At 46.6% G+C, this 12,563-nt stretch carries 13 protein-coding genes; 5 read left to right on the forward strand and 8 right to left on the reverse strand.

What is annotated here, in order from left to right; all coding sequences use genetic code 11:
• The first annotated feature begins 112 nt into the window (after positions 1–112).
• Complete coding sequence (locus ACTTJ8_RS07585) at positions 113–724, forward strand: DbpA RNA binding domain-containing protein (protein WP_442720798.1); 612 nt, start codon at positions 113–115, stop codon at positions 722–724.
• The gene (locus tag ACTTJ8_RS07590; RefSeq protein WP_442715455.1) at positions 725–1,291 is read left to right on the forward strand and encodes an LPS export ABC transporter periplasmic protein LptC; all 567 of its coding nucleotides are present in this window, start codon (positions 725–727) and stop codon (positions 1,289–1,291) included. It abuts the gene before it with no gap.
• 63 nt (positions 1,292–1,354) lie between these two features.
• On the opposite strand, the gene ACTTJ8_RS07595 is transcribed toward ACTTJ8_RS07590, so the two are convergent.
• Positions 1,355–2,047, reverse strand: a complete 693-nt coding sequence (locus tag ACTTJ8_RS07595; RefSeq protein WP_442715456.1) for a hypothetical protein — start codon at positions 2,045–2,047, stop codon at positions 1,355–1,357.
• Positions 2,044–2,778, reverse strand: a complete 735-nt coding sequence (locus ACTTJ8_RS07600; RefSeq protein ID WP_442715457.1) for a YggS family pyridoxal phosphate-dependent enzyme — start codon at positions 2,776–2,778, stop codon at positions 2,044–2,046. Before ACTTJ8_RS07600 ends, ACTTJ8_RS07595 begins: the two co-directional genes overlap by 4 nt.
• 314 nt (positions 2,779–3,092) lie before the next feature.
• Between ACTTJ8_RS07600 and ACTTJ8_RS07605 the strand changes: the two genes are divergently transcribed.
• Positions 3,093–4,913: a bifunctional folylpolyglutamate synthase/dihydrofolate synthase gene (locus ACTTJ8_RS07605; protein WP_442720799.1), complete on the forward strand. Its 1,821-nt coding sequence runs from the start codon at positions 3,093–3,095 to the stop codon at positions 4,911–4,913.
• Here ACTTJ8_RS07605 and ACTTJ8_RS07610 read toward each other — a convergent pair.
• The 5 genes from ACTTJ8_RS07610 to ACTTJ8_RS07630 form a co-directional block, all read right to left on the reverse strand.
• Positions 4,837–5,967 carry a pseudouridine synthase gene (locus ACTTJ8_RS07610; RefSeq protein WP_442720800.1) on the reverse strand — a complete coding sequence of 377 codons (1,131 nt, stop codon included), beginning with the start codon at positions 5,965–5,967 and terminating at the stop codon, positions 4,837–4,839. The genes ACTTJ8_RS07605 and ACTTJ8_RS07610 overlap by 77 nt on opposite strands.
• 7 nt (positions 5,968–5,974) lie before the next feature.
• The gene (locus ACTTJ8_RS07615; protein WP_442720801.1) at positions 5,975–7,030 is read right to left on the reverse strand and encodes an RluA family pseudouridine synthase; all 1,056 of its coding nucleotides are present in this window, start codon (positions 7,028–7,030) and stop codon (positions 5,975–5,977) included.
• On the reverse strand, positions 6,963–7,796 hold the full coding sequence (locus tag ACTTJ8_RS07620; RefSeq protein WP_442720802.1) for a hypothetical protein: 834 nt from the start codon (positions 7,794–7,796) through the stop codon (positions 6,963–6,965). Before ACTTJ8_RS07620 ends, ACTTJ8_RS07615 begins: the two co-directional genes overlap by 68 nt.
• On the reverse strand, positions 7,789–8,655 hold the full coding sequence (gene rsmA, locus ACTTJ8_RS07625) for a 16S rRNA (adenine(1518)-N(6)/adenine(1519)-N(6))-dimethyltransferase RsmA (protein WP_442720803.1): 867 nt from the start codon (positions 8,653–8,655) through the stop codon (positions 7,789–7,791). Before rsmA ends, ACTTJ8_RS07620 begins: the two co-directional genes overlap by 8 nt.
• Positions 8,656–8,856: 201 nt before the next feature.
• Positions 8,857–9,585 carry a hypothetical protein gene (locus ACTTJ8_RS07630; protein WP_442720804.1) on the reverse strand — a complete coding sequence of 243 codons (729 nt, stop codon included), beginning with the start codon at positions 9,583–9,585 and terminating at the stop codon, positions 8,857–8,859.
• Between the two features lie 253 nt (positions 9,586–9,838).
• Between ACTTJ8_RS07630 and ACTTJ8_RS07635 the strand changes: the two genes are divergently transcribed.
• Both ACTTJ8_RS07635 and ACTTJ8_RS07640 read left to right on the forward strand, forming a co-directional pair.
• On the forward strand, positions 9,839–10,363 hold the full coding sequence (locus ACTTJ8_RS07635; RefSeq protein ID WP_442715463.1) for a UvrB/UvrC motif-containing protein: 525 nt from the start codon (positions 9,839–9,841) through the stop codon (positions 10,361–10,363).
• Positions 10,364–10,473: 110 nt separating this feature from the next.
• The gene (locus ACTTJ8_RS07640) at positions 10,474–11,577 is read left to right on the forward strand and encodes an ATP--guanido phosphotransferase (protein ID WP_442715464.1); all 1,104 of its coding nucleotides are present in this window, start codon (positions 10,474–10,476) and stop codon (positions 11,575–11,577) included.
• A 53-nt stretch (positions 11,578–11,630) separates the two neighbouring features.
• On the opposite strand, the gene ACTTJ8_RS07645 is transcribed toward ACTTJ8_RS07640, so the two are convergent.
• Complete coding sequence (locus ACTTJ8_RS07645; RefSeq protein WP_442715465.1) at positions 11,631–12,563, reverse strand: acetyl-CoA carboxylase carboxyltransferase subunit alpha; 933 nt, start codon at positions 12,561–12,563, stop codon at positions 11,631–11,633.

Consider the following 12,563-nt stretch of genomic DNA (forward strand, 5'->3'; position numbering starts at 1 on the left):
TGTGCGATTTAGAACTCGTCGACCTATTCGAAAACGCAGTTATCGAATAGGTCTAGTGCTGTGCGGATTGAAGAAAATTACAGTGATTATTTTATTTTTAGAGGAGTATATTGTGTCAAAGAATACACCCGCATTTACATTAAATGAAGAACAAATTTCAACATTTTTAAAAGAAGCTTTGGAGGCTGTCAAAACAGAAGAAGACCCTGAAGTATTGAATGCGTATAGGAAAATTTTTAGAAAAAATGTTCCTTTTACTTTGCGGTCTTATATCGCAGCATATCTGATTAAAGAGTTTGAATCACAGTCGTTTGCTCGGTCTAAACCCTATAATAGACGTTCAAATACCCGATTTTCAGATCGTCCGCGGGGATATTTTTCCGAACGGCAGCCGGTAGAACGTCCGGTACTCGATCCGTCAGAGTCTGTAAGTATTTTTATGAGTATTGGCAGAAGCCGCCGTGTTTTTCCTCGTGATATTATCACCTTGCTTATTCAGAATGCAGATATAAGCCGTGAGCGGATTGGAGATATACGCATTCTTGATAATTATTCATTTGTACAAGTGATGAGTGAAGATGCCGATTCGATTATTCAAAAATTGAATGATTTTCCATACCGCGGGCGGAATCTATTAGTCAGTTATTCCCGCAAGCCGGAAGCCGATGATGGTGTCGAATCGGGGACGCAATCTTCAGCAGAGGTGGGAGGCAATGAGCAGTAAATGAAGCTGCTGCCTGTCTTTATTGTTTTTCTTTGTATATCGTGTTCATTTAACTATCAGGATTTACCTGAACAGACTGTAGTGCAGCCTGATATGATATTTTCTAATGTTACACTGAAGCGGTATAGCAATGCACTCACCGATTTAAACGTATATGCAAAAGCGCTCGAGATGTATGACGAAGAAAAGATTTGGGCAGGTAAAAATATCCTTTTTGTCCAATATGATGAAAAAACACAAAAAGAATCCATGAAAGGTGAAACCGGTATCTTGTATATCGATGAAAAAGCGGAGGAATATTCGCTTGGCGGATCAGTGTTTTTTCATCTTATAGAAGATGATCTTTCTATACGCAGTCCTGCGTTAATTTGGAAGAAGAAGGAAAGTTTGTTGGCTGCCCCTGCCGAAGAAACTGTCAGCATAACTCAAAAAGATGAGGTTACTATAGAAGGGAAAAGTTTTGCGGCAAATACAGCTGCAAAAGAATTTTCCTTTGCGGAAGGCAGCAGCGGCACTATCATTATTAAAGAAAAAGAACCGGTATCAGAAGAAGATACAAACCTTTAAGCGTATGTATCGTATTATACTCAAACATGCCTCCTGTAGAAAAAAAGGTGTATGACGGGTTGATTATGTCTTGTCATCCTTTCTAAAGTCTATAGATAGAGAAGAAGCTCCGCCGGATATAATAAGACGGCGCTTGGCACGGGGATTGCCATATTCACCGGGACTTGTTGTATAGTCAGTGCCGCCGATGGTTAAGCTGCCTTTATTTTGAACATAATCAAGGTGATATTCGCTTTCTTTTGAAGGAAGAGCCAGCGCTGCTCGGGCATCCGTTACCGTAAGCGCACATGAACGGACTATTTCTGTTTGATCCAATACCAAAGAGCTTCCTGCAAGGTTAATAACCGAGGTTTTTAAGGCGCCTTCTTTTATTGAGAGGGAACCCATGTTCACCATCGCCAAAAGGCTCACCGCTGTTACCCCTTCTATATCTATAGAAGCACGGTTCACCCGCAGAGTGCAATTATCCAGAACCATTTGCCGCGGAATAAAAACCGAGAGCGTTCCTTTTGATGGTGTCAGCTGCCGTATCCGCAGCGTCCGCTGTGTTTCAACACAGGATAGTTTCTTATTTTCACCAAGTTCAAAGCGGTAGGCTATGCATTCTTCATCAAATACCGAAATATGCAGCTCCACTTGCGAGAGTTCAATATCAATGCCATTTGTCCGCGGAGAGCCGCAGCGCAGCTCCTGTCCGAAAATAGCCGCCGTTGCAGCAGAACATATCAATAGAAAAAATATTTTTTTGATCATCATACAGGGCTATTCTCATTCCAATAATAGGAGTCAGGATAATGGCGTTCACCGAATACTGCAGAACCGATCCGCAGCATGGTTGAACCTTCTTCAACCGCAATCTCCAAATCTCCGGACATACCCATCGAAAGAATCTCCGTTGAGACATTCGGGAGGGCAGCCGCGATGATACGCTTTTGTATCTGTTTGAGACAGCGGAAGCATTCCCGTGTTTTATCTTCTCCTGCAGATAATGCTCCGATCGTCATAAAGCCGCGTATTGCAATATGCGGAAAACAAGAAATGGCACGCACCAAGGATTCAGTTTCTTCAGGTTTGCAGCCGAATTTACTTTCTTCAGCAGAGGTGTTCACTTGTATGAGAATATCCATGGACTTATCTTCCTGTGCTAAACGATGCTCCAGCTTTGCGGCAAGATCAAGATTATCAACTGATTGAATACACTGGGCATATTGCACAACCTCTTTAATCTTATTCGATTGGAGATGCCCGATAAAATGAGCCGTATGCGGCACAGCTGCTAGTGCTTCGTATTTATCACGCAATTCCTGTACTTTGTTTTCGCCGATGAGTGTACAACCGGCAGCAAATGCTTGAAGAATGCGTTCCGGCTCAACAGTTTTTGTTGCTAACAGGAGCTGCAGCTCTTGAGGATTACGCCCAGCCTTTTTACACGCTGCTGTAATACGGGCGGTAATACGCTGAATATTTTCTTTAATCATTGTTTCCATAATGCAAACAATACCCCTTGATGAGTTACTAAAAAATGCCGCATACGAACTGACCAGCACTGGTAGCGGTATGAGCGGCAAACCCCAAAAACTTTCAGTTTTAGAGGTTGTCCTTAAGCTTATTTGCATTGAAGTATATAATCACTTTGCAATTTATGCAAGAAAGCTGTTGCAGCCTTTAAATATTCAGTATGAAAAGAGAAAAGGAAACCATACTGTATTTCCCATGATCGTACACATGAAAAACATACTTTCATACCTTTCGTAGCCTCTTGCTTGCATAAGAGCTGTAATAATGCGCATAATGAGGCTCTATGAAGAATATGAGTGATTTTTATGCATGGCTGGACAGCTTTATCAATTTTGAAAAAAAGCCTCATAGCAAAGCCTTTTGTCTTGAGGTGGTTCGTTATTATGCTGCCTTGTTTGCAAATCCGCAAACAGCGTATAAAACTGCACATATTGCAGGGTCTAAGGGGAAAGGTTCTGTTGCGGCGATGCTTTCTGCATTGCTCACGGCAGCGGGAAAAAAAACCGGGTTATATACTTCACCGCATGTAAATGATTTTCGGGAACGGATAACGCACAACGGTGCTTTTTTCAGCGATGCTGCATATATGGAAGCATTCCGCACGGTACGGCAGCAGGTGCAGCCTCACATCGGAAAGGCGGAATCTCCGCAGCCGAGCTGGTTTGAGCTGGTTACGCTGACAGCTTTTGTGCTATTCAGGCAGGAGCAGCTTGATTGGGCTGTGTTTGAAACCGGTATGGGGGGACGGCTGGATGCAACCAATATCATAGAACCGGCAGTGGTGCTGCTTACTCCCATTGAGTTGGAGCATTGCGAATATCTCGGTAATACCATTGAGCAGATTGCAGCGGAAAAGGCTGGGATCATCAAAGCTGGGGTGCCGGTGTTTTGTTCCCGGCAGAAAGAAGATGCCTTGGCTGTTTTTAAAAAGCAGGCAGCGGAACTTAATGCTCCCTTTTTTTATCTGCCGGATTGTATTGCCTCGTTGGAGCACCGGCTCACTGTGCAAGGACGAGAAGTGAACATTACCTTTGCAGCAGATCATCCGATCGGTAAGCTGTTTGCCCGTCCCATTCATACGGTGCTGCCGCTTTTTACTCCGGTACAGGCAGAAAACGCGGCGCTGGCAGCAGCGGCATTCCGGTATTGCTGCCCGGAGGTTTCGGAAGCGATAATCGAGCAAGCGCTGGCACAGGCATGGCTTCCAGCGCGTTTTCAGCTGCTGTGTACTCATCCGCTTATCATAATTGACGGAGCGCATACCGGTAATAGTATTCAAACCTGCGCAGATACCTTTTTCCAGCTGATTGCTGCTCATGCATCGCTTTCCGGACAGGATTCTACCGCCACTGCCGATCCCGCAGTTCCCGTTGCCGGTGGATCCGCTGCTCTTTCTGATTCCGCGGTTTGTACTGCCGGTGTTCCCCCCGCCGCTGCCGATTCCGCGGCTTGTGTTGTCGGTGCATCCGCTGCTCCTTCTGATTCCGCAGTTTCTGCTGCCGGTACATCCTCTGCCGCTGCCGATTTTTCGGCTTGTGCTGCCGGTACATCCTCCGCCGCTGCCGATCCCGCAGTTCCCGTTGCCGGTGCTCTCTCTGTTGCTGACGATCCTACAGTTCCCGTTGCTGGGGTATTCGCTGCTCTTTCTGATTCCGCGGTTTGTACTGCCGGTGTTCCTTCCGCCGCTGCCGATCCCACAACTTCCGTTGCGGGTATATCCGCTACTGCGGATAGCTCGCGCGGTACTGATTCGGTACCGCCGGATGGGTCAAAGCCGCTTTTGGTCTTTGCCTGCGCTGCCGATAAAAACCCAGATATGTTTGCCCCTATCTTTTTAGGGAAGGTTTCGGATATATATATCACCATTCCCGGTTCCTTTAAAAAAGGCAATATCGAGAGGACTGCCGGAGCGTTTATACATACCTTTTGCGGAGAACCAGCGGTACGGATTGAAGCTGATGAGGATTTTAATACCGTCTTGCAGCGTGCCTTTCAGAGAAGTTTTGCAGAATCCCGTCCGCTGTTAATTACGGGTTCATTTTATCTGGCGGCGGAAGCACAACGGATATATTCTGCTGTGGGTTTTCAAGATCGGGGAAGCTGAGTCCTATCGCATAGAGCTGTAAACACGTGCTTTGATGAGTGCTGTGGTCATGACTGCCCGGTAAAGCGGAAGACGCTTCTGCGTAGAGCGGATCACCGATGATCGGATATCCCACTGATGCAAGGTGTACCCGCACTTGGTGCCGGTACCCGCGGGTGAGGCTGCAGCGGAATCCCCGTATCACCGGATTATTCAGTTCCGCCAAGCGGGTAGGGGAGGTATATTCACGCTGCTGTGTTTGCGGTACGGCACCGGAGAAGACCGGCGTGCAGCTTTGCCGGTCTTGCAGGGGGTAACAATCAATCCTGTAGTCAATGATGTCAACTCCTTCAACAACGGTTGTATAGAGCCGGTTCCCTTCTTTGTACTGCCGTGATCCGGCAAAAACCGGAGCAACCCGCTTTGCGCCGGGACCGAAGTTTCTAAACTGGCTTGCAATACTGAATGGCAGCTGAGCTGCAATGCTTTCAGCCGGGAGATGCCGCTGCGGAATACATACCGGCACCGCCGTGTTTTTGGATGGATCTGCCGTATATGGAGCCGTAAAAGCGTAGTAGGTTTTGCGGAGTTCTCCAGCATCCTGCCGGGCGGAAAGGAAATCATAACACGCTTGCGTTTTTGCAAAAAGGACTAAGCCTCGTGTGCCGGTATCAAGCCGATGGAGCAGCCCTGCTTCAATAGCTTTTTTTCCCCGCACCTGTGCCGCAGGGCTTGTGTGAATATCAGCTGTATATGCCCGCTGAGTCAGTCCTTCTGCCGCATCTGCCGGCGTATAGCAGGAGTAAGGCTGTGCGCAAAAGTCCTGTTCCGGATTCCGTGCTGCCTGTGTTTGTAAAAACCAATAGACAAGTGTATTTTGTTCATCTGTACGGAGGGGGGCTGTCGGCAGCTGCGGCGGTTTATACACTACTGCCCACTGTGCGGTTTCCTTCACAATGCAGGGGGCTGTTCTGCAATAATCGAATGCTGCAGGAGGCGGAGCTTTCTCCAGCGAATGCTCACTACGCGGAGCTGCAAGCGCAGGGGAGGGGAGGGCTGCGGTATCTATTTTCATGCGGTTCCTATATGCTGTGTGTATTGCGGGCATTCCGGAGTACCGCAATCGCTGAAAGAAAACGCTGCGGCACCGGAGCGGTAAACGTTGACGGTTCTTGTTGCGCGGGGAGTCTTAAACGCAGACGGTACGCATGGAGCATCAGCCCATACTGCTTTAATGCCGCGTTTTTTTTCCCATAGAGGCTGTCACCTACTACCGGACAGCCGATAAACCGGGCGTGCAGCCTAATCTGATGTGTTCTGCCGGTATCTATTTTAAACAACACCAATGCACAGTTTCCGTATATGTTGAGTACTTTGTAGCGGGAGCGTGCGTACTTCCCCTTGGAAAGATCGGCAGATGCTGCAAAACGGATTCGTGTTCTGCCATCTCGGAAAATTGAGGTTTCGATAATGCCGGAGGGCTGCTCCGGTATTCCCTGTAAAAGAGCCAGATAGTACTTTTCTGTGTGGCGCTGCTTAAATGCCTCTTTCAAACAAGACTCTGCAGCGGCATTGCGTGCCGTAATCAGTACCCCGGAGGTGTCTTTGTCAAGTCTATGCACAATCCCTGCCCGGAGCAGTCTGGTAAACGAGTTTGGTTCTGTTTCTCCGGCAATACGGCGTGAAAGTTCATCCCGTATTGGAGAGGTATGTAAGCGGTAATACGCAAGCGCTTGTACGAGGGTGCCTGTCCAATTCCCTGCTGCCGGATGTGTTACCATTCCTGCGGGTTTGTTCACCACAAGCACATCTTCATTCTCAAATAAAACGGAAAGAGGAATCTGCTCAGGAACCAGTGTCTCCGGTACAGGATTATTCCATACTACATTGATAACATCTCCAGACTGTACCGAGGCTGAAAGTTTTGCCGGTTTGCCGTTGAGCTGCACGGACTGTATTCCTGCTTTGAACTTTGAGCGGGTCATATTGTGCAGTTTGGAAGTGCAGAAGGCATCAAGCCGCTGCTTTCCGGTGTTATCCGGTACGGTGAGCGTAAGGCAGTCCTGCATCTTAGGCTGCGTCCCTTTGTCCGGCGGGAGGTAGGGCTGCTGCTCCTTCTTCTCCGGGGTGATCCCCAAGACTTACCGTATTTGCCGGAGCTGCAGAAACTTCCGAAGGAGCCTGACTATCGGAAACGGCAGTATCAGACATACTTGCAGGTATACCGGAGGGCGCTATACTGCCGGAAACAGCAGCTTCTTGTATCGAAATAGAACCGGAAATCTGTTCTGCGGAAGTCAACGGGGCTGTTGGGGGAGCTTTCTCTGCGGCGGGGTCTTGTTGCTGCGCGGCATCTGAGGCTGGTTCTGCCTGCTGAACAGCATCCGGTACCGACTCTGCCGGTTTCTTGTCAGTAGGTTTCGGTTCATCCTCGATCGGAAGCGTCGTAGGCATAAATTGAATCGGATATTCCGTAAAGGCGTTTTCCCGCTCCAAGCGTTTTTTTTCTACCGACCGCTTAATTGCCCGATAGGTTATATCAATGAGTGCAATCGTTACCGATATACCGGCAGCGGTTAAAAATACGCCAAGCTGTTCTTTTTCGGTCAGTGCAACTGCCTTATCAGCTTGCTTGAAAGGCCAGGGGTAGTAGCCGGGATCCTTAGGATGCTGGATAGCCCGAATCATATCGTAGCCCCAGAACGAAAAGAGCGTTACGAAGGGCAGCGCACCAAAACTGAGTATTTCAAACCGGCGTAGTTCCCGCTGCCAGAGCGGAAATTCTGCTTTTGTATAGGGAAGCGGCGTATGGTCGTCTTTTTTTTCTTCTGCAATCAGCGGGAACTGAGCAACCGCAACTACGCAGAGAACGCACAAGGCAATACAACGTAATCTTTTATTCATCACAAAGAGAGAGTATATCCGATAACCGGATAAAATCATAGACGGTAAGCGATTCTGCCCGGGCTTGCGGAGAAATTCCCGCTTCGTTGAGGAGGGATTCCGGCGAAATTGTTTGTTTTCCAAGCGAGGCAAGGACGGCTGTTACGTTATTTTTGACTGTCTTGCGCCGTGCACTAAAAAGTCCGCGCACCAGTGTTAAAAACAGCCGTTTATCCCGAACCTGCAGCGGTTTCGCTTTACGGGTAAAACATAAGGCGCGGGACTCCACCTTGGGTTTGGGCCAAAAGGCAGCGGGGGCAATATCCCTGATTACCCGTACATCATAGCCCCATTGGCATAGAACGGAAAACGATGAATAGTTGTCTGAATGCGGAGCCGCTGTCATCCTCAGTCCTACTTCTTTTTGAACCGTGAGTACTATTTTTTCAAAGAGACAATCCGATTCAATGGTTGAGGCAATGAGTTTTGCTGCGATATTATATGGAAGGTTTCCAAAAAAGAAGCGCGGCGCATAGCGGCTGTATTCTCCGTGCCATGTTTTCAGTACATCACCTTCGATTAAATGAAAGGTCTTATGGTGTCCAAAATAAGATTGCAAAAGCTGGATAAAGCCCCGGTCAATCTCGAAAACGGTTAAATCCGCATTTTTCTCTAAAAGAAGGGCTGTCATCGAGCCGAGTCCGGGGCCTACTTCCCATACGGTATCACCGGCGGCAAGATCGAGCGCAGAGACAAGTTCCTGCCGTATATGTTCATTGATCAAAAAATTTTGCCCGAACTTTTTCTGCATGCCAAAGCCGTGTTCATCTAATACTGCGGCAAGTGCAGAAGGGGCATTATAATCGGGGAGCTGTTTCATGTTCAGGAAGTATAATGAATGATACTGTCTCTTTTTGTCAAGATATAGTGCAATGTCTATTTATACTAGAAAGATGGAAAGGCATACTTTCGGCAACGAGATTAAGGTTGCCGAAAGTCCCTCGTTAAGCGTTGAGCTTTTGCTCACGCTATTCGTGCGGAGGCTTAATTCTCAGATACCGCGCTGCGAGTATTGGTTGGTTTATAAGCCAAAGGTATTTGCCGGATTTACCCCTGCGTAAAAGTACAGGGTTTGCTTATCTTCGTCAAAGACCCCTTTAAGCCGCTTTGCTTCTTCTACCAATGCAGGAGCGTCTTTAACAACCGTTGTAAATGCGTCTAAATTTACAAGGTTTTTGTTGATAATAAGTTCAGACTTCCGGGCAAGTCCCTGCAAACGGCAGGCAAGGTTTATACCATACCCGACATAATCGCGGTATTTGAGAGCTGAAGCTTCCGCAGAAATTTCATACTTATACACTTTTTCCATTACCAAGGCACCGCCAAGTCCTAGTTCAGGATAGGGACGGAATAGTTCTTCACCAAGAAACTCCGTATAGGTCTGAAATACCATAATTGCTTCACCCAGCGTTGTCGGAGTAGTTTCGTCCCAAATAACAAGGGCTCCATCCCCTAGGAGCTTATAATAGGAGCATCCAAATCCGAATTGATTGACACATGATAAAAAATTGGAGGTAAACGCGGTGATAAGTGAAAATACCGCCTTTTCATCATGTGAGCACAGGAAATTGCTAAATCCGCGAACATCCACGCATAAAATGAGTGCCTCCGGTTTTACATCACCGACATAGACATTATCGAAGATATCAACCGGCATTTTCTTCAAACCTGCAAGGGTTGAAGAATCCAATTCAACTGACCCGTTTTCGGCATTAGAAAACATAAGATTATTAAGCGATACTGTATCCATTTGTATCATTGTAACACATTCAGTTTTAAAAGGCAAGGTTTATTTTCATCCGAACACAGCAAGAGTGTGAAAAAGAGATAAAAAAGAAAGAAGCTGCCGATAAAAATCAATATCCCCTCTACACGAATAAAAAAATGATTATTCTTGATTTTATCAAGTATTGACGGTATTATCTCTGCGGTTAGTATGTAGGGAACAGGGCACCGCAGCAGCAATACTTAAAATGGGTGCCTTCTTTTATAAGGGAGTTATCATGATATGTCAGATATGCGGAAAGCATAATGCATCCATACTTGTGCAGCAGATTGTAAATGGAATGGCAAAGGAACTCTACTTATGTAAGTCATGCGCAAAAAAACATAATCTTTATGCAGATGAACAGAAAATGCATCTTTCGCTTAAAAATATCTTTGAAGGGCTTTTGCCGAAAACCTTGCAACAGGAATCTTCTTCAGAAATCCCGCATTCTGATGTATGTCCTGAATGTGGAACCCGGATCGGGGTTGTACAAGAGAAGAAGATGATTGGATGTCCGTATTGTTTTTTTTATTTCCGCGATACGGTTGTAAAACTCATGCAGGAAGTAGGCGAAGATATTTTTTACGGCGGTGCTATGCCAGCCCAGTGTGAAACTTATCCAGCTAAGCAACTGTCGCTGCAACAGCTTGAATTAGAGCTCCAAAGGGCGGTAAATAATGAAGAATATGAACTCGCAGCCTATTTTCGTGATAAAATTAATAGCCTCGGCACAGAGCATCGGGATATGCTGCTTTCATAGGGTGATTTCAGCCGGATTTAATACCCTTTGTTACGGCGAAGATCGTAGCCGAGAAACGGCAGGTATTAAACCCTCCGTACGAATAAAAAAGCAGGAGGCTTAAAAAAAGCATGTTTGCGACTTCGAATGCTTGGTATACCTATTCGGGTAATGATAACGACACAGTTATTTCTTCAAGAGTACGCATTATGAGGAATTTGAAGGGATGCCGTTTTCCTGCAATGCTCGGAAAAGAAGAGGCGGAATCAGTATATCAGACTATTGTACCGGTATTTCAAAATATTTCTCCTGCCGCTGCGGAATTTCATCCTATCCGGCTGGATACGCTTGACGGTATCGCGAAAAAGATTTTTGAAGAACGGAATATATTGCCGGTCAACCTTGAACCTCATTTCGGTATGGGAGTTGTCGTCCGTGATGATGGGATACTTTCTGCAACCGTGAATATCAAGGATCATATTAGACTTTCTGCCTTTTATGCCGGATTTGAAATAGAAAAGTGCTTTGTACTGGCAAAAACAGCCATCAATAAACTCGGAGAATCTTTGGAATTTAGCGCAGTGCAAGACTTTGGGTATCTATCATCGGATATTATGAACATCGGCAGCGGAATGAAATGCTCGGTTCTTTGTTCACTCCCCGGACACACATGGACAAATCGGATACAAAAAAAAATAGAGGCTCTGACTAAGCAAAATTTTGATATACATGCCTATTACGCACAAAACGGCAAACGGCAGCTTGGGTATCTCTATTTAATTTCGACAAAGAGCGCTGCTGGTTCCACTGATGAACTGCAGCTCAAGACTATGATGGCAGCTATTGACTTGCTCATCAATGAAGAATGTGAATTACGCGAGTCGCTGCTAAACACACAGCTTTGGCGTATTCAAGATGAGGTAATCAAAGCATTGAGCACAGCAAAAAACGCATATCTTTTGGATGCCAAAGATACGATTGATCTTATTTTTAAGATAAAACTCGGTATTAATCTCGGACTGGTTACTGGTCTGAGCTATGAAGCCTGTACGGCACTACTATACCAAATTCAAACAGCCCATATCGCTTTTTTGCTGCTGAATGGCACCATCCAGCTCGATGAGCCGCTGCAAGTAGATGAACTCCGTATCGAAAGGATTCGGGCATTGCTCGTGCAGGAGGTTTTAAAACGGGCTGAAATCCAGTTTAAAACCTCTGCAAAATTCGATTCTTGATGCAAACGGCTATCGATGAACTCCCCATACACCAAGAGGAGTTCTTGCCGGTATTATTCAGAGAAAAGCCCGATAGCGTGTATCTTTTTGCGGCGGTACCGTACCAAAACTTTGGGATCACGCTTACATAAATCAGCTAAGTCGTGCAGGATTTGAGCGCGTATTTTATCTGCAGCTTTTTGCGGGTCGGTATGGGCGCCATCTATCGGCTCTTCGATGACACCATTAATCAGTTTAAGCCCCAGCACCTCACGGCTCGTAATTTTCAGCATTGCAGCGGCATCTTTTGCTCTGCTTGAATCCCGCAAGAGGATTGAGGCACAGCCTTCCGGAGAGATAACCGAGAAAATAGCATTTTCCAGCATGTACACTTTATCGCCGACTCCGATGCCGAGCGCACCTCCTGAGCCGCCTTCTCCGATGACAAAGCAGATAACCGGGGTTTTCACGCGGCTGAGTTCACGTAAGTTTACCGCGATAGCTTCAGCAATACCGCGCTCCTCCGAACCAAGCCCCGGATATGCCCCCTGCGTGTCTACAAAGGTGATGATAGGGCGGTGAAATTTCTCCGCCTGCTTAATAAGCCTGAGTGCCTTTCGGTAGCCTTCGGGGTTTGCCATACCGCCGTTCCGGTCGATGGTCTCCCGCAAATTCCGCCCTTTCTGGTTTCCGATAACCGTTACCGGTATTCCGTTGATAAAGGCAATACCGCCTATCAGTGCGGGGTCATCGCCGAAGCAGCGGTCGCCGTGCAGTTCGATAAAGTTGTCAAAGATCATATCGATATAATCGAGGGCGCGCGGACGGTCATTGTGCCGTGCAAGTTCAATTTTCCGCCATACTTGCGAAATGGCAGAACTGGCTTGTAATTTTTCGGTTATCGTTTTTAACTCGGTAGTAATATCGAGTCCGTATTTATCCGCAATATCGCGTAAGCCGGTTAAAAGCTCGCTTTGGTCATTTTTTTGTTCGTTTTCTTTACTCAT

Origin of the sequence: Treponema sp., assembly GCF_052169735.1 — a bacterium.
Classification (GTDB): Bacteria; Spirochaetota; Spirochaetia; order Treponematales; family Treponemataceae; genus Treponema.